General features: G+C 69.3%; 17 protein-coding genes. 8 read left to right on the top strand and 9 right to left on the bottom strand.

Features of this window, described 5'->3' with window-relative positions; all coding sequences use genetic code 11:
• Nucleotides 1–30: 30 nt before the first annotated feature.
• Both AC0662_RS26305 and AC0662_RS26300 read left to right on the top strand, forming a co-directional pair.
• On the top strand, nucleotides 31–966 hold the full coding sequence (locus AC0662_RS26305) for an ATP-binding cassette domain-containing protein (RefSeq protein ID WP_452194605.1): 936 nt from the start codon (nucleotides 31–33) through the stop codon (nucleotides 964–966).
• Nucleotides 963–1,706 (top strand): ABC transporter permease, encoded by a 744-nt coding sequence (locus AC0662_RS26300; protein ID WP_452194603.1) that lies wholly within the window; start codon nucleotides 963–965, stop codon nucleotides 1,704–1,706. Before AC0662_RS26305 ends, AC0662_RS26300 begins: the two co-directional genes overlap by 4 nt.
• Here the strand turns inward: AC0662_RS26300 and AC0662_RS26295 are convergent.
• The 4 genes from AC0662_RS26295 to AC0662_RS26280 form a co-directional block, all read right to left on the bottom strand.
• Nucleotides 1,690–4,803: a BTAD domain-containing putative transcriptional regulator gene (locus tag AC0662_RS26295; RefSeq protein ID WP_478303901.1), complete on the bottom strand. Its 3,114-nt coding sequence runs from the start codon at nucleotides 4,801–4,803 to the stop codon at nucleotides 1,690–1,692. The two genes, AC0662_RS26300 and AC0662_RS26295, sit on opposite strands and share 17 nt — an antisense overlap.
• 48 nt (nucleotides 4,804–4,851) lie before the next feature.
• The gene (locus tag AC0662_RS26290; RefSeq protein ID WP_478303899.1) at nucleotides 4,852–5,718 is read right to left on the bottom strand and encodes an alpha/beta fold hydrolase; all 867 of its coding nucleotides are present in this window, start codon (nucleotides 5,716–5,718) and stop codon (nucleotides 4,852–4,854) included.
• A 3-nt stretch (nucleotides 5,719–5,721) separates the two neighbouring features.
• The gene (locus AC0662_RS26285; protein ID WP_452194598.1) at nucleotides 5,722–6,162 is read right to left on the bottom strand and encodes an iron chaperone; all 441 of its coding nucleotides are present in this window, start codon (nucleotides 6,160–6,162) and stop codon (nucleotides 5,722–5,724) included.
• Between the two features lie 98 nt (nucleotides 6,163–6,260).
• On the bottom strand, nucleotides 6,261–7,367 hold the full coding sequence (locus AC0662_RS26280; RefSeq protein WP_478303897.1) for an NAD(P)/FAD-dependent oxidoreductase: 1,107 nt from the start codon (nucleotides 7,365–7,367) through the stop codon (nucleotides 6,261–6,263).
• Between the two features lie 119 nt (nucleotides 7,368–7,486).
• Between AC0662_RS26280 and AC0662_RS26275 the strand changes: the two genes are divergently transcribed.
• The 6 genes from AC0662_RS26275 (at nucleotide 7,487) to AC0662_RS26250 (ending at nucleotide 11,398) form a co-directional block, all read left to right on the top strand.
• Nucleotides 7,487–8,002 carry a cupin domain-containing protein gene (locus tag AC0662_RS26275; RefSeq protein WP_478303895.1) on the top strand — a complete coding sequence of 172 codons (516 nt, stop codon included), beginning with the start codon at nucleotides 7,487–7,489 and terminating at the stop codon, nucleotides 8,000–8,002.
• Between the two features lie 23 nt (nucleotides 8,003–8,025).
• Nucleotides 8,026–8,901: an RNA polymerase sigma factor SigJ gene (sigJ, locus tag AC0662_RS26270; protein ID WP_478303893.1), complete on the top strand. Its 876-nt coding sequence runs from the start codon at nucleotides 8,026–8,028 to the stop codon at nucleotides 8,899–8,901.
• A 4-nt stretch (nucleotides 8,902–8,905) separates the two neighbouring features.
• On the top strand, nucleotides 8,906–9,445 hold the full coding sequence (locus AC0662_RS26265) for a GNAT family N-acetyltransferase (protein ID WP_478303891.1): 540 nt from the start codon (nucleotides 8,906–8,908) through the stop codon (nucleotides 9,443–9,445).
• A 53-nt stretch (nucleotides 9,446–9,498) separates the two neighbouring features.
• A complete protein-coding gene (locus tag AC0662_RS26260) occupies nucleotides 9,499–10,020 on the top strand; it encodes an NUDIX domain-containing protein (protein ID WP_452194589.1) in 522 nt (173 codons plus the stop codon).
• A 71-nt stretch (nucleotides 10,021–10,091) separates the two neighbouring features.
• Complete coding sequence (locus tag AC0662_RS26255; protein WP_452194588.1) at nucleotides 10,092–10,529, top strand: MarR family winged helix-turn-helix transcriptional regulator; 438 nt, start codon at nucleotides 10,092–10,094, stop codon at nucleotides 10,527–10,529.
• A gap of 11 nt (nucleotides 10,530–10,540) precedes the next feature.
• Nucleotides 10,541–11,398, top strand: coding sequence for a haloalkane dehalogenase (locus tag AC0662_RS26250; protein ID WP_478303889.1), 858 nt, complete (start codon nucleotides 10,541–10,543; stop codon nucleotides 11,396–11,398).
• Between the two features lie 9 nt (nucleotides 11,399–11,407).
• Here AC0662_RS26250 and AC0662_RS26245 read toward each other — a convergent pair whose 3' ends face one another.
• The 5 genes from AC0662_RS26245 to AC0662_RS26225 form a co-directional block, all read right to left on the bottom strand.
• Nucleotides 11,408–13,450, bottom strand: coding sequence for a PQQ-dependent sugar dehydrogenase (locus AC0662_RS26245; protein ID WP_478303887.1), 2,043 nt, complete (start codon nucleotides 13,448–13,450; stop codon nucleotides 11,408–11,410).
• Between the two features lie 173 nt (nucleotides 13,451–13,623).
• The gene (locus AC0662_RS26240; RefSeq protein ID WP_478303885.1) at nucleotides 13,624–14,445 is read right to left on the bottom strand and encodes a MauE/DoxX family redox-associated membrane protein; all 822 of its coding nucleotides are present in this window, start codon (nucleotides 14,443–14,445) and stop codon (nucleotides 13,624–13,626) included.
• 1 nt (nucleotide 14,446) lies between these two features.
• Nucleotides 14,447–15,049: a cell wall protein gene (locus AC0662_RS26235; protein ID WP_478303883.1), complete on the bottom strand. Its 603-nt coding sequence runs from the start codon at nucleotides 15,047–15,049 to the stop codon at nucleotides 14,447–14,449.
• A 13-nt stretch (nucleotides 15,050–15,062) separates the two neighbouring features.
• A complete protein-coding gene (locus AC0662_RS26230; protein ID WP_452194578.1) occupies nucleotides 15,063–15,299 on the bottom strand; it encodes an RlpA-like double-psi beta-barrel domain-containing protein in 237 nt (78 codons plus the stop codon).
• Nucleotides 15,300–15,606: 307 nt separating this feature from the next.
• Nucleotides 15,607–17,100: an MFS transporter gene (locus AC0662_RS26225; RefSeq protein WP_452194576.1), complete on the bottom strand. Its 1,494-nt coding sequence runs from the start codon at nucleotides 17,098–17,100 to the stop codon at nucleotides 15,607–15,609.
• Nucleotides 17,101–17,124: the final 24 nt, after the last annotated feature.

The raw sequence follows: 17,124 nt of genomic DNA, 5'->3' as shown, positions 1-17,124 counted from the left end.
CGTGTCAGGACGGCCGCCGAAGGTGTTCCCATGACAACTTCGGCGATCGCGGTCCACGGACTGCGCAAGGCATTCGGTGACAAGACCGTGCTCGACGGCATCGACCTCGAGGTCCCCGCGGGCACCGTCTTCTCCCTGCTCGGCCCGAACGGCGCCGGCAAGACGACAACCGTCAACGTACTCACCACGCTGACCACGGCGGACGGCGGAACGGTCCAGGTGGCCGGGCACGACGTCGCGTCCCAGGCCAAGGCGGTCCGGTCGACGATCGGCGTCACCGGTCAGTTCGCGGCCGTCGACGAGCTGCTCACCGGCCGCGAGAACCTGCAGTTGATGGTCGACCTGACCCCGGCCGCGAAGAAGGGGGCCGTCGACGAACTGCTGGCGCGCTTCGACCTGGTCGAGGCGGCGGACAAGGCGGCCTCGACGTACTCCGGTGGTATGCGCCGCAAGCTCGACCTGGCGATGACGCTGGTCGGCGACCCGCGGATCATCTTCCTCGACGAGCCGACCACGGGTCTGGACCCGCGCAGCCGGCGGACGATGTGGACGATCGTCCGCGAACTGGTTGCCGACGGCGTGACGATCTTCCTCACCACGCAGTACCTCGACGAGGCCGACGAACTGGCCGACCGGATCGCCGTCCTCGACAAGGGCCGGTTGGTTGCCCAGGGCACCCCGGACGAGCTGAAGCGGCTGATCCCCGGCACCCACGTCCGGTTCCGGTTCAGCTCGGTCGCGGAGCTCGACGAGGCCGCGCAACTGTTGCCGAACGCCACCAAGGACGAGGACGCGCTGACGCTCCGGGTCCCGAGCGACGGCGGCACCAAGTCGGTCCGTGCACTGCTCGAGCGCCTCGACGAGGCCTCGCTGGAGGCCGACGAGTTCTCCGTCCACACCCCCGATCTCGACGACGTTTTCCTGGCCTTGACGGGTCACGACACCGCGGAGGTAGTCGCGAAATGAAGAACCCCTCGATGGTGATGCTGCGCCGCAACTTCAAGCACATCGCCCGCAACCCCACTTCGGTGTTCAACGCCGTGCTGATGCCGGTCGTGGTCATGCTGATGTTCGTCTACATGCTCGGCGACGCCTTCAGCGTCGGTGTCCCGTACGTCGACTACGCGACGCCCGGCATGCTCCTCCTGGCGGTCTGCTACGGACTCGGCTCGGTGGCGACCTCGGTGAACTCCGACATGACCAAGGGCATCATCAACCGCTTCAAGGTGATGGACGTACCGCGCGGTGCGGTGCTGACCGGGCACGTGATCGCCAGCCTGCTGACCAACGTGATCGCGATCGCGGCGATCATCGGCGTCGCCTTCGCCCTGGGCTTCAACCCGTCCGCGAGCTTCACCGAATGGCTCGGGGTGATCGGTCTCGTCGTACTGCTCGGGCTCGCCCTCGGTTGGCTCACGGTCGCCCTCGGGCTGTCGGCGAAGACGCCGGAGACCGCCGGCCTGGCCTCGGTGCCGTTGGTGATGCTGCCGTTCTTCAGCAGCGCGATCGTGCCGGCGGACAAGATGGGTGCGGGCGTGAAGCAGTTCGCCGAGTACCAGCCGTTCACGCCGATCATCGAGAGCCTGCGCGGGCTGCTCAACGGGTCGGCCGCGACCGGTGACCTGCTGGCCGCGCTGGCCTGGCTCGTCGGGATCGCCGTGGTCGGCTACGTCTGGGCGACCTCGACGTTCAAGAAGCGAGCGTAACCGCGACCAGCTCCTGCCAGCTCGCCGTTCGTCCCTCGTCCGTCGCCTCGGTGAACCGCGTGTCACCGAGGCGACGGCGCGTTTCCTCCTCGATCCGGCTCAGGTCCGGGTTGGAGCGGTCCGGCAGTCCCCGTACGGCGGCACTCGCGGCCAGCAACCGCGCGGCCTGCTCGTCCTGATCGGTGCGCAACGCCAGGTCCGCGACGCCGAGGAGCACCTGCGCAATCCCCGGGAGGTGTCCACCTTCGGTCGCCGCCTGGACCGCCGCGCTCCGGTGCTGCCAGACCTCGTCGAGATCCTCGGCCAGATATCCGAGCAGGTCCTGGATCGTCGCTCGCAGGTTGGCCTCCTCGGCCTCGTGCCCCAGCGTGGCCGTCGCGGCGTCGAGTTGCCGGCGCGACTCCGCGGTGTCGCCACGCCAGCGCGCGAGCTCCGCCTTGCTGAGCGCCAGTTCGACCAGCGCCTCCGGCCACGCGACCCGCTCCGCGCGTCGCTGCGCCTCGGCCATCGCCGTCGCGCTGGCGTCCTGGTCGCCCACGAGGTAATACAGCTGCGCCTGCCGCGACCGCATCCGTACGACGTCCTCGGTGGCCCCGACCTCCGCGGCGACCGCGATCGCCTGCTCGTAGTACTCGCAGGCGGCGGCGAAATCGCCCCGGACCGCGAGCCGGTCGGCCAGCTCGGTGAGCGCGAACGACGTACCCCAGCGTTCACCGATCGCGCGGAACTCGGTCAGCGCCGTCGCGAGCAGGGCGTCCGCCTCCTCGTCACCGTCGCCGAGCATGATCCGCATCTTGCCGACCTGCAACCGAGCCAACGCCCGTACCCACGGATCGTCGGCGTCCAGCAGCGGCTCGAACGCGGTGACGAACGCCGACGGTCCCTCGAGCAACCGCTCCAGCGCGGTCGACATCGTGACAGCCGGGTGCGGGTTGTCGATCCGCCGGCTGATCTCGGCGGCCTTCCGGATCCACTCTTCCGCGTTGTACTGGTCGCGCCCGCGGCCCGACGTCATGAAGCCGGTGACGAACGCGTAGACCACGGCCAGCGTCTCGTCCGGTACCTCACCCGGAACCGTTGGTGCGGCCATCAAGAAGTCGTTGCCCTCGACCTTGTGCCCGGCGAACCACCAGTACCACCCGGCCGCCGCGGCGAGCCGCATCGACCCTTCGGCCTCGCCAGCCGCGAGCGCCCCGCGCATCGCGGCGGCGATGTTGTCGTGGTCCGCTTCGAGCGTCGCCAGCCACTCCAGCTGCTCGACGCGCCGCAGATGCGGGTCCGCCGTCTCGACCAACTCGGTGAAGTACTGGAGATGGGTACGCCGGGTCGGTTCCGACTCGCCCGCCTCCGCGAGCCGCTGCTCGGCGTACTCCTTGATGGTCCCGAGCAACCGGTAGCGCGCGTCGTCCTTGGTGACGACGAGCGACTTCTCGGTCAGCGAGGTCAGCAGGTCGAGAACCTCCCACGACTCGACGTCGCCGCCGGCGCAGACCTGTTCGGCTGCTTCCAGGCTCGCGCCACCGGAGAACACCGCGAGTCTGCGCAGTACCGACTTCTCGGCGTCCGAGAGCAGCTCCCAGCTCCAGTCGACGACCGCGCGCAGCGTGCGGTGCCTTGGGAGCGCCGTACGGCTGCCGCCGGTGAGGATGCGGAAGCGGTCGTCGAGCCGGGTGGCGAGCTGCTCCAAGGACATGGTGCGGAGCCTGGCCGCGGCGAGCTCGATCGCCAGCGGCATGCCGTCGAGTGCCCGGCAGATCCGCGCGATCGTCTGCATGTCCGCGGACATGTCCTTGCCGACCGCGCTGGCCCGGTCCTGCAGCAGCCGGACGGCCGGCGAGGCCTCGATCTCGCTGGAGTCGGCTGTCTCCGCGGGCAGCGCGAGTGGCGCGACCGGCCAGAGCGCCTCGCCCGTGATGCCGAGGGGCTCCCGGCTGGTCGCGAGGATCCGGACCCGCTTGCACTCGCCGAGCACCCGGTGCGCGAAGGTCGCCGCCGACTCGATCACGTGCTCGCAGTTGTCCAGGATCAGCAGCATCGCCCGCTCCCGGATCGCGGCGATCACCCGGTCGGTCTGATCCGCGTCCGGGATGTCGCCGAGCAGCGCGTCCCGCAGCGCGAGGGCGCCGAGCGTCGCCTGCGCCACGTCACCGTCCGGACCGATCGCGGCGAGCTCGACCATCCACGCCCCGTCCGGCAGATCGCCGAGCAGCGTCCGCGCGGTCTCGGCGGAGAGCCGAGTCTTGCCCGAGCCGCCCGGGCCGATCAGTGTCGTCAGCCGGTGCTCGGCGATCAGGTCGCGGACCGAGGCGACGTCCGCGTCCTTCCCGACGTACGTCGTGAGTTCCTCGCGCAGGTTGGTGTTCCGCTTCTCTTCCTTGCGGACCAGTTCGCCGCGGAGCAGGGCGACGTGCAGCGCGGAGAGCTCGGGCGACGGGTCGACGCCCAGTTCATCGGCGAGCGTCTCCCGCGTGCGCTCGTAGACCCGGAGCGCCTCGGTGTCGCGGCCGGACGCGACGAGGGCGCGCATCAGGGCGGCCACCAGGCGTTCGCGGACCGGGTGCGCGGCGACCAGGTCGGTCAGTTCGGTGACCACGTCCGCGCCGTGACCGAGGGTGATCTCGGCGTCGTACCGGTCCTCCATGGCGGTCAGCCGAAGCCCGTCGAGCCGGGTCACCGCGGCGTCGAACGCGCCGCTCTCGGTCAGACCGACGTCCTGCATCGCGGGTCCTCGCCACAACGCGAGCGCCTCGCGCAGCAGCCGCACGCCCTGCGGGTCCTGGTCGGTCCGGGCCCGCGTCAACAGCCGCTCGAACCGTACGGCGTCCACCGCGTCGGGATCCACACGCAGCCGGTAACCGTCCGTGTTGCCCTCGACCGAGCCTTCCGGGAGCACTTTCCGGAGCCGCGAGACGAGGCGCTGCAGGGCGTTCGCGGCGTCGGCGGGCGGCTGCTCGCCCCAGATCCAGTCGACGAGCGTGGCCTTCTGGACCACGCGCCCGGCCTCCAGCGCGAGCGCGATCAGCAGCCCACGCAGCCTCGCGCCCGGTACGTCGGCGATGCTGCCGTCGTCCGCGCGAACCTCGAATGGTCCCAGCATCCCGATCTGCACCCGGCAGATTTTGCCACGCGCCGGGGAGCGGTCGGTTCAGCCGCTGACTTCGCCGACGCAGGCCACCACGAGGTCGGGCCGATCGATCTGCAGATAGTGCCCCGAATCCGGCACCACCTGATGCCGCCCACCACACTCGGTGGCGAGCTGATCCTGCACCGCGAGCACCCACGGCGTGAACTCCGCGGGCCGGCCCTTGGTCGCGGTGAGCAGCACGACCGGGATCTTCGGCCAGACAGCCTCGGCCCGTCGTGCGGTGAGTTCGCCGAGGTGATCAAGGACCATCGGAAGCTCGTCGAGGTACGTGTACAGCTGGTCGTCCGTCTTCAGATACGACAGGCAAGCCTCGGACAGCAGCCGCGGGTCGCCGTCGACGCTGCGAGCGACATCCCGAGCCAGTTCACGCCCGAAGTCGTGCACGTCCTGCCACCGCGAATCCTCGTTAGGCGGCCGCGTCCGGTCCGCTCGCATCTCGGGCTCGGCGTCCTGCCAGAAGGTCTCGTGGGAGGGATCCAGCAGAACCAGCCCGCTCACGAGCTCCGGCCGCGCCCAGCTCGCGAGCTGCGCGAGCAGACCACCCCAGCTATGGCCGACAATCACAGCCGGACCGACCTCTTCCAGTACGGCGACCAGATCGCCGACCTGCAGATCCAGCGTGAGGGGAGCCGGATCGCTCGCGCCGTACCCGGCTCGGTCGTAGGCGATCACGCGATGATCGCCCGCCAGCCCCTGGAAGACCGCCGCGTAGGCGGTCACCGGAGACATCGCGCCGGCCTCGAGAAGGACCGGCGTACCGCTGCCGGCTTCGATCCAGCGGAGCTTCCGCCCGCCGCGGTTGAGTTCGCGCCTGGTGACCCCACCTCCGACAAGGGCGTCGAAGGCGCGGGCTACTCGATCGGTCAAGGGTCAGCCCCGGACGGCCTTCTTGACCAGCGCGAGCATCTTCTTCTCCACGGCCGGGGTCAGCTCGGTGATCGCGTACGACGTCGGCCACATGTCACCGTCGTCGATCGTCGCGAGGTCGCTGAACCCGAACGTGGCGTAGCGGGCCTTGAACTTGGCCGCGTCCTGGAAGAAGCAGACGTTCTTGCCACCCGTCGTCCATCCCGGCATCCCGTACCAGAGCTTCGGCGTCAGCTCGGGCACCTCTTCGGCGATCAGGGCGTGCAGCCGCTCGGCGATCACCCGGTCCGCGTCGGCCATCCCGGCGATCTTCGCGAGCTGCGCCTCGGTCGGGTCCTCCTTGCTCTTCAGCTCCTTCGCGCGTTCCTTCATCGCGTCCCGCTCGGCCTCGGTGAAGCCGTCGTACGACTTCTGCTTGGCGGTACTGCGCTTCTGCGTGGCCATCGGAGTGTCCTCTCGGTGTGTCTGCTGGGTGTGTCTGCCCTGAACACTCCAAACAGTAGAAGCCGCACCGGGACGACCGCTTCTTGAAAACTGATCGATCAGGTCAAGGCCGTCAGCGCCGGGTGACGCTGGGCGAGGTAGGCGCTACGGACGATGGTCTCCTTGTAGCGGGCAGCAGCGCGCCCGGTGAGGACGGCGTTGCGAGGCGAGTCGTCGGAGTGCACGAACTGGATCAAAGCATCGTTCCGACCGAGGCTGATGCACTGGTTGAAGTACCGGAACCGCAGCGGCTTCGGCTCCCGCCCCGACAGACGAGCAGCCAACGACCGTACGGCGTGGGCCGCGGCGGGGAGCCCGGTCGCGCAGGCCATCCGGAGCTCCTGCCCAGTGGTACGCCGTACCGCGGCCGCGTCGCCGATCGCGTACACGTCGGGGTGCGAGACCGAGCGCAGCGTCTGGTCGACCTGCATCCGGCCGTTCGCGTCGACGGCGAAGCCCGCCTCGGCCGCCAGCGGAGAGACCTCGAACCCGGTTGTCCAGAGGACCACGTCGGCGGCCACCCGGTCACCGTCCTCCAGCTTCAGACCGCCGTCGTCCACTGCGGCGACGCGCGCCTGCTCGACGAGGCCGATGCCGAGGCGGTGGATGGCACGGGCCAGATGCCGACGGCCGCGCTCGGACAGTGCGGCGCCGAGGCGGCCGCTGGTCACCAGCCGGACGGTCCGATCTGGGTACGTCTCGGCGAGCTCGGTGGCGGCCTCGATCCCGGTCAGCCCGCCGCCGACGACCGCGATCGTGCCGCTCGTCCGCAGCCGGTCGCGGAGCCGGCCCGCCTGGTCCGCGTCCGCGACGGTGTACGCGTACTCGCTTGCTCCCGGCACCGATTCCAGGTGCGCCCGACTGCCGAGCGCATAGATCAGTACGTCGTACCGCAGCTCTCGGTCGCCCAGTACGACGGTGCGGGTCGCGGCGTCGATCCGACGTACCCGGTCGGCGACGAACTCGACGCCGGTGCCCGCGAGCAGGTCCTTGATCGGCCGCTCGGGCAGCTGCTGCCCAGACGCGAGCTGGTGCATCCGGACCCGTTCGACGAAGGTCTCGCGGGCATTGACCAGCGTGACCGGTGCACCGGTCCGGCGGGCCGCGAGCTTCGCGGCGACCAGACCGGAGTACCCGGCCCCCAGTACGACGATGTGCGGTGTCATCTCCGTGCTCCTCTCGACGCCCACCTGACACCGCGGACGGCCTCGAACGTGACGTGACGACCGTCACGTCACGAATCGAGAGGGCTGCCCGGTCAGGTGGTCGACCCAAGGAGGCAGAGATGGAATCAGTCCTGACCCGCGGCGCCGCCGCCGAACTGCTCGGCGAGGCACCCAACCAGACCTGGCTGCTCGCCGACGCCGAGCACACCGACGGAATCATGAACGTCGTCCGGACGACGCTCGGCCCCGGAGTCGACGGCCCGCCGCCGCACTTCCACAAGGAGTCGCCGGAGATGTTCTACCTGCTCGACGGCGCGCTCCGGATCCTCGCCGGCGACCAGGTCGTGACCGTCGGCAAGGGCGACTACCTGCTGGTCCCGCCACTCATGCACCACGCCTGGGGTACGCCGATGAACACCGGCGCCGACGTCCTGATCGTGAAGGCGCCCGGCAACAACCGGTTCGAGTACTTCCGGCTCGGTGACCGGATCCGGCGCGGCGCGGCGTCACCTGCCGAAGTACTGGCGACGGCGGAGCGGTTCGACAACCACTTCGTCGACAATCCGGTCTGGCGGGAGGAACTCGCCGTGCGCGTGGGGGAGCGGCAGCAGATGGTCCCGCTGCCGGAGCTCTGATGGCGGCGGGCACAATCGGGGTCGTGGACGATGTTGTCGACGTCGCCGAGTTCGAGCAGCAGCGGCCCCGGTTGTTCGGGGTCGCGTACCGGATGCTCGGTGAGGCGACCGAGGCGGAGGACGTCGTCCAGGACGCGTACCTGCGGTGGCGGTCCGGGCGCGACCCCGTGCTGACGCCGGCCGCCTGGCTGACCACGGTCGTCACCAACCTGTGCATCAACCGGCTGACGTCCGCCCGCGCCCGCCGCGAGCGGTACGTCGGCCCATGGCTCCCGGAGCCGATTGCCACCGGCAACGACCCGCAGGCCGCCGTCGAGCTGAAGGACTCGGTGTCGATGGGCTTCCTGGTGCTGCTCGAGAAGCTCACTCCGCCCGAGCGCGCGGTCTTCGTACTGCGGGAGGCGTTCGGCTACTCGCATCGGGACAGCGCCGAGGTGCTCGGCATCGACGAGGCGAACGCGCGGCAGCTCTACCACCGCGCGCTCGCCCGGGTCGGCGAGTCGCATCGGCGCTTCGCGGCGGAACCCACCGACGGCACCAGGCTGGTCGAACGGTTCATCGCGGCGACCGTCGACGGTGACGTGAAGGGTCTGGAGGCGGTCCTGCACGAGGACGCCGCGATCTGGGCGGACGGCGGCGGCAAGGCGATCGCGGCCAGCGAACCGATCTTCGGTCGCTCCAGCGCCGCGCACTACCTGGCCGGCCTGGCGTCCAGCCCACGCGCCCTGACCGCCCGCCTGTCCGTTGCCGAGGTCAACGACGCAGCCGCGATCCTCGTCCACGAGTCCGGCGAACTTACCGGCGTACTGATCCCGGAGATCCACGACGGCGCGATCATCACCATCCGCGCGATCCTCAACCCCGACAAACTGGCTCACCTTCGCCGTCAACTAGGTTGACCGGGTGTACGACGACTTCCCGGCCTCGCTGACCACCGAACGTCTCGACCTGCGGCCGTGGCGACCAGCGGACGCCGAGGCGCATCGCGGGCTGTGGCTCGAGCGCGATCACCGTGCGCTGCGCCGGATCGACGCCGACGGTCACCCGACGGTCGAGGAGTTCCGCGCGCGGCTGATCGAGAACCCGCTCGGCGCCGACCCGGGGCTCGGGCTGCTCGCGATCGAGCTGCGGTCGACGGGTGAGTTCCTCGGGTACTGCGGGCTGACCGTCGGACAGGCCACGTTCGACGATCCGGAGATCGCCTACGAGCTGGCGCGCCGGGCGCACGGGAACGGGTACGCGACCGAGGCCGCCCGTGCCGTCCTGGACGCGGCGGCACGGACCGGGCGGAAGCGGTTGTGGGCGACCGTACGGGAGTGGAACACGGCCTCGTTCCGGGTCCTCGAGAAGCTCAGGTTCGAGAACAGCGGCCGCGTCGACAAGAACCCGGAGCGCGGCGACTCGATCTGGATGACCCGCGCACTGGATCAACCGCCGACGTAGACGTCTCGGAGTTGCCGGGCATGGCGAGCTTTCTTGGGGACGACACTAGAGGGGTGAACCGACAGGATGATCTTGTTGCTGAAGGGGAGCCGGAGGCGGAGTTCAACCCCGGAATCGCCGCTCGGCTGCCGCGGAAGACTGCCGCTGGTGGTGCGCTGATCCGCGACGGTGCCGGTCGCATCCTCTTCATCGAGCCCACCTACAAACCCACGCTCGACATCCCCGGCGGCGTCGTTGAGTCGAACGAGTCGCCGTACGACGCCTGCCGCCGCGAGGTACGGGAGGAGATCGGCCTCGACCTCGCGATCGGCCGCCTGCTGGTCGTCGACTGGGTCCCCGCCCACGGCCCGTGGTCCGATTCCCTCGCCTTCGTCTTCGACGGCGGCGTCCTCGACGACGCTGTCCTCGACAATCAGGCGCTCACCCTCGACCCGACCGAGGTCCGAGCCCACCACTTCCTCACCCTGGACGCCGCGGCCGCGCGCCTCCGCCCCTCCATGACCCGCCGCCTAACCCTCGCCCAACACGCCCTCACCACCGGCATCCCCACCTACGCCGACTTCGGCCGCAACTAATGCCCGACGGAGTGCGAGCAGTTCGGCTGAGATGGTAGCCATGTACATAGTAGCCATGTACAGTATTTCTCATGAGTGAGGCGACTCCTGGGCATCTGGTGTGGCGGTTGTCGATGAAGTGGCGGGTGGCGGTGGACCGGGCCCTGGCGCCGCGGGGGCTGACGCACGCGCAGTACGTGATGCTGGCCTCCCTGTACGGGCTGGAGCGTGACGGGCGGGCGCCGAGTCAGCGGGAGCTGGCCGATCACACCGGCCTGGAGGCGCTGTACGTCTCCAAGCTGGCGCGCAGCCTCGACGCGGACGGCCTGATCCAGCGGACCCGCGACGCCGTCGACACCCGCACCATGCGACTGGAGCTGACCGCGAAGGGCCGCGACACGATCCAGCCCGCGATCGCGGACGTCGCCGCCCTGCTCGACAAGCTGCTGGCGCCGCTCGGCGGGCGCCGCGCCGCGCGGACGAAGAGCTTCGTCCGCGATCTCACCGATCTTCTCGACACTCCACTGTGAGGTACTCCGTCATGCCCGAGATCGACATTCTCGACTCCACGATCCACTACGAAGAAACCGGCGACGGTACGCCGATCGTCTTCCTGCACGGCAACCCCGCCTCATCGCACGTCTGGCGGAACATCACACCTCAGGTCGGCGAGGGCCGGCTCCTCGCACCCGATCTGATCGGCATGGGCCGGTCCGGCAAACCCGACCTCGACTACACGTTCGCCGACCACGCCCGTTACCTGGACGCGTGGTTCGACGCCCTCGAGCTCGATGATGTGGTCCTGGTCGGTCACGACTGGGGTGGTGCGCTCGCCTTCGACTGGGCCGCACGCCACCCGGAGCGCGTCCGCGGCCTGGCGTTCTTCGAGAGCATCGTGAAGCCGATGGCCTGGGAAGACCTGTCTCCGCAGGCGGCCGACCGCTCCCGCCTGATCCGTACGCCGGGACGCGGCGAGGAGATGGTCCTGGAGCAGAACCTGTTCGTCCGCCAAGCCTTCACCGGTGGCGTGCTCACACCCGTCGCCGACGAAGACCTGCAGACCTACCTCGCGCCCTACCCGACGCCCGAGTCCCGCAAGCCCGTCCTCGCGTGGGCGCGGCAGCTGCCGCTCGGCGGCGATCCGGCCGAGTTGGTGGCGCGGATCGCCGCGTACGACGCGTGGCTCGCTGCGAGTCCCGACGTACCCAAGCTGCTGCTGACCTTCGAAGGTTCGCCGACGCTGCTGATCGGACCGGAGTACGAGGCATGGTGCGCGGCCACCCTCGCCGCGTTGGAGATCGCGCACTGCGGTCCGGCCGGCCATCACGCCGCCGAGGACCGCCCGAAGGAGATCGCCACTGAGATCTCCGGCTGGCTCGACCGTCACGGCCTGCGCTAGCCAGAGAATCTACGAGAACTTCAGCCGGACGATCACATTGTCGATCGTGCTCGGCGTACCGCCGTTCTTGTCGTTGTTGGTGGAGGTGAGCCAGAGGCCGCCGTCGGGCGTGCGTGTGACGCTGCGCAGGCGGCCCCAACGGCCCGAGAACAGGGCCTGCGGAGTGCCGACGCCGTTGCCGGCCGAGTTGATCTTCGTGACCCACAACTGCTCGCCGGTGACGCCGGCGATGTAGATCCAGTCGTTGACGATCTCGATGCCGCTCGGCCCGGCCTGCGAGGTCGACCAGGTGCGCTTCGGCGCGATGTACCCGCCGCAGTCGCCGATCGTGCCCTCGCAGGCGGGCCAGCCGTAGTTACCGCCCTTTTGGATCAGGTTGAGCTCGTCCTGGCTGTTCTCGCCGAACTCCGCGGCCCACAGCTGGCCACGCGAGTCCCACGCCAGACCTTGCGGGTTGCGGTGCCCCCAGCTCCAGACGTACCGCGCGTTGCCGCCGCTGCTGTAGAACGGGTTGTCGCTCGGCGCGGTGCCGTCCGGGTTCATCCGGAGGATCTTCCCGTTCAGCGAGTTCTTGTTTTGCGCGTTGCCGGAATTCTTGGCGTCACCAACGGTCGCGTAGAGCTTGCCGACCGGACCGAACGCGATCCGGCCGCCGTTGTGGTACCGGTTCTTCGCGAGTCCGGTGAGGACCGGAGAGGACGTGGTCGCGAGCTTGCCGTCCTCGTACTTCATCCGCACGATCCGGTTGTCGTCCGCGGCCGTGTGGTAGAAGTAAACCCAGTGGTCGCCGGCGAAGTTCGGCGACAGTGCGATCCCGAGCAGACCGCCCTCGCCGGTGGTCGTGACCACGCCCGGCACCTTCCCGAGCGTCGTCTTCTGCCCGCTCGCCGTGACCCGCAGTACCTCGAACCGGTCCCGCTCGGTCACCAGCGCGGACCCGTCCGGCAGGAACGCCACACTCCAGCCCAGATCAACCTTCGCGATGTCCTTGTCGTACGCCGGAATGCCACCGGCCCCCGAGGTCGACGTACGGACGGTCACCCCGTTGCTCGCCGCGGACGCGTTACCGTCCGGGTCCCGCGCTTTCACGGTGAAGGTGTACTCCGTGTTCGCGGTCAACCCGGTCACGGTCGCGGTCAGCGAACCGGTCGACGCGACCTTCGTGCTGCCCTGGTACACGTCGTACCCGGCGATGCTTCCGCTGTTGTCGGTGGACGCGTTCCACGCGAGCGAGACGCTGTTCGCGGTGCTGCCGGTCGAACGCAGGTTCCCGGGAACGGTCGGCGGTTGCGTGTCGCTGCTGCCCGGCGTGGTGAACGTGACCACGTTGCTCTGCTGCGAAGCGTTGCCCGCGGCATCGAACGCACCGACCGAGATGTCGTACGCCGTGTTCGCGGTCAGCGTGTCCACGGTCGCGGACAGGGTGTTGCCGTCGACAACCTTCAGGACGTTGCCACCGCGGTTGATCTCGTACCGGACCACGCCGACGTCATCGGTCGCGGCGGTCCAGTGGAACGTCGCGGCGTTCGACTTGATGTCGTTGACGGTCAGGTTCCCGGGCGCCGACGGCGGCGTACTGTCGTCGGTGGTCGGCGTGACGGTCAGCTTGTCGGCGTTCGGCCCGCCGTCGGTGCTCGTCGCTCGGGCCCGGATCTTGTTGGTGCCCGCGGTGAGTTGCAGGCGGACGGTCTTGGTCTGCCAGGTGGTCCACGCGCCGGTGCCCGGGAAGGTGATGCCGACCGCGCCGGGCTGGCCGTTGACGGTGAAGTCCATCGGGCGAGTGGCCGCCGTACCGTTCGCGTATCGCAGCGTCACGTCGGCCGGACCGGCCGGGGCCGTCACGGTCCACTCGACGTAACCGCCGGCGAGGTTGTCGTAGTTGACGAAACCGCTGCCGGTGTAGCCGGAGTGGTTGGACTCGACGACGCCTTGGGAGATGGTCGCGTCCTCGGCCTGGTAGTCGGTGGCCGCCGCGGTGGCGGGCGGGGGAGCGTTCAGCGTGAGCGCGCCGACGGCGAGCGCCAGCGCCGCCGCGATCGAGCGGGGGTTCATGAGGTCTCCTGGGTTTCCGGGGCGGAGGAGCTGCAGGGGACTAACTATTAGGAAAGCTTCCTAACCATAACGCCGACTGTCAACAGCGCGGATCGCCAGGCCATCACAATGCGATCGCTCCCGCCACGCTGAGCGTGACGGGAGCGGCGGACTGCGATTGTGATGGCCTGCAGCTACGCCGTCGCGAGCATCGTCGGCCGGTAGAGGGTGTCTCCCGAGGCCTCGTCGACGACGGCGACCCGGATGGACTCCGGCGTGGAGTCGTGGTGCGGGACGGCGAAGACGGCGGTCGCCCGGCGGCCGTCGTACGTGGCGACGTAGCTCACGAAGCGCCACTCCTCGTCGTCCCAGTAGTCGTGGATGTCGGAATGCAGGAGTCCGTCGACCGCGCGGTACGCCGGGCTCAGCAGCACCCGCTGCTGGGTCGCGGCGAGTGGTGCGGTGCTGGACTCCGTACCGGCGTACGGGTGGCTGAGTCGGACCCGCAAGCGGCGGAGCGGGAGCAGCCAGTACTGGTCGAGCTCGGCGGACAGCATCGCGAACGCGGCCGCCTCGACGACCAGGACCGCGAGGGCCGAGCCGGCCGACCACCAACCGGACGAGGCCGTCGCCGCCAGGACCGCTGTTGCTAGCAGCAACACAGCGCGCCCGATCGCGCGCCCGCCGACGGGTTTCGCCGACGCCTTCAGGCAGCCGCACGAGGCCTCGGGGACGACGACCTTCGAGTAGATCAGGAAGCCGGTGAAGCCCGCCGCCAGGACCACCGCGGCGATCGCCTCGACGGTCCACACCGGTGGCAGTAGCAGAGCCAAGGCAACCAACGCCTCGACCCCGGCAACGGTCCGGTACGCCGTGATCGCGCGAGCCTCGCCGACGAGTCGCGGCAACGCCGTACGCTCGGCCTGCTTCGGATCGGCGAACTTGCCAAACGACGACCAGAGCAGGAGTAATCCGATCAGGAGCGGCTGGGCGGCCGCTATGTGTGCGATACCCATGTCAGTTCGACGTGTAGATGGTCGCGACGTCGATCTCGTTGGTGCCCGGTCGCCAGGCGCCGATCACCTGCGCGTGCCGGCCGACCGTGAGCATCGACAGGTCCGAGACCGCCGGGGTGCCGTTGTACGCGGCTGCGGTGGTGCCCGGCTGGACGTGCCCGACGACCTTCTGGCCGTGGTGGTCGAGATGCATGCTGTCCTTGCCGAGCGAGGTGATCGCGACGGTCAGGTTGACGATGTTGACCCAGACCGCTTCCGCGGCCAGAATCCCGTCCGGTAGCAGCACGCCGCGGGCGTACAGGCCGTCGCCGACCTTGGCCTGGTTGATCGTGGTCGGGCGGAGCTTCCAGACGCTGGTCGCGTCGGTCAGCTGGATCCGGTGCAGCCGGCCGTCGGATCCCTGCACCTGCAGGAGATCCCGGTTCCGGCCGGTGACGAGACCTTCGGCGAAGTTCGGGTCCGGCTGGCCCGCGTCGAAGGACTGTGTCGTGGTGGCGAACGCGGCCTCCGGCGCGAGCGAGCCCATCGCACTGGCGGCGACCAGGCCGGTCGCACCGAGGGCGGCGCGGGTGAGCAGGGAACGGCGATCCATGGTGGTGGTCATCTCAGCTCCCTCCTCATCCGACGTTGATGTTGGCGGGGATCAGGCCGGCGCTGAGACTCCCACCGATCGCGGTGAACGCGGCCGGAGTGAGGTCGACGAGCCGGTTGGTCGCGCACGTACCGCCGCAGCAGGCACGTTGCCCGCAGAACAGGTCGGTCTGTGGACCGCAGTCCGCGATCGACGAGGTGACGCGTTTTCCGGTGCACAAATTGGTGATGGCGTGCCGGTAACCGCAGGTTCGCCGGGACATCCCGGTGAACCCGCAGGAATCCGGTCGGGTGATGGCGTAACACGCGTCGGACGTGTTCGGCCAGGCGTGCTGGAGACTTCCCGAGTTACAGGTTCCGCAGGCGCCGTGGCCCGCGCTCCCACAAGGTCCCCACGCGTTTCCGCAACAGAACCACGATGCTGCGCCGTTGAATCCGGCCATGACAAATCCTCCTAGGCCTAGGGGCGGACAAAGACCTACAGAAGTTCTTTGTACTCCGATTCGGCGCTATCTCCCAGCACCTAGCAAAGAAACGGGAACTTTTTGCCTGCGATTCACGGGAGATCGTTCAGTCGGTCGCTTGTTCGGTGCCCAGGGATTGACCGCGGAGCAGGAACCAGGCGGCGACCGCGGTGGCCAGCAGGACGACGGCGCCGACGCCGGCGGCAGTCGCCACGCCGTTCGCGAAGGACTGCCGGGCAGCGTCGAGCAGAGCGGCCGCGGCGTCCGGCGGAAGGTGGGCGGCCGCTTCGACCGCTCCGCCCAGCGACTCGTGCGCGGTCGTAGGCGTCCCCGCCGGACTCGGGAAGTTGCGATAGATGCCGGTGACAATCGACCCGAGCAGCGCGATACCGAGCGCCGTACCGAGCTCGTACGCCGTCTCGGACACCGCTCCCGCAGCGCCGGCCTCCTCCTTCGGTACGGCGGCGAGTATCACGTCGGACGTGACGGTGAACGAGAACCCGGCACCGGCACCGACCACGAGCAACGCCGTACCCAGCAGGGGATAGCCGGTCGAGTGACTGATCGTCGTCAGCGAGGCGAGCGCCAGCCCGATCGCCGCCAGGCCACCGGCCACGACCGCGCGCACCGAGAAACGTCGTGCGGCCCGACCCGCGAGCAGCCCGGCGACCACCGATCCGATCGCGGCCGGCAGCTCAGCGAGCCCGGCCTCGATCGGCCGGAGATCCCGCACGAGTTGCAGGTACTGCGACAGGAAGAAAATAAGACCCGACAGTCCGAGAATGGTCAACAGATCGGCCAGCACGGCGCTACTGAATCCGCGACTCCGGAACAACCGGAGATCCAGCAAGGGAATCGGCAGTCGGCGCTGCCGCCGGACAAATCCGTACAACGCGAGCGCGCCGACGAGCGCCGAACCGAGCGATACCCAGGCAAATCCGTGGGCCGCGAATTCCTTGATCGCATAGACCACGCCGATCATTCCGGCCATCGACAGGACGACGCTGATCAGGTCCCACGGACCCGGGTTCGGATTGCGTGATTCCGGCAGCAGTTTGGCGCCGACGACCACCAGGATCGCCATCACCGGCAGATTGATGAGGAACACCGAGCCCCACCAGAAGTGCTCCAGCAGGACCCCGCCGACGATCGGTCCGACCGCCATCCCCGCCGAGGCGGCCGCGCCCCAGATACCGATCGCGAGGCTGCGCTCGCGGGCGTCGACGAACAGGTTGCGGATCAGGGCGAGCGTGGCCGGCATCAGCGTCGCGCCCGCGACACCGAGCAGCGCCCGAGCGACGATCATCAGCTCCGCCGAACCGGCGTACGCGTTCAGCACGGAGAGTGCGCCGAACGCCGTCGCGCCGATCAGCAGGATGCGCTTACGGCCGATCCGGTCGCCGAGGCTGCCCATCGACACGAGCAGTCCGGCGAGCACGAACGAGTACGCGTCGCCGATCCACAGCAATTGGGTGCCCGACGGCTGCAGATCCTCGGTCAGGAAGGGCGTTGCCAGGCCGAGCACGGTCGCGTCCACGGCGACCAGGAGCACGGCGAGAACGAGGACCGAGAGCGCCATCCAGCGCCCCGACCGCGACATGGTGCCGGCCCCCTGTAAGTCCTT

This window comes from Kribbella sp. NPDC043289, assembly GCF_056436705.1.
This window is presented reverse-complemented; position numbering and strand designations above follow the sequence as displayed.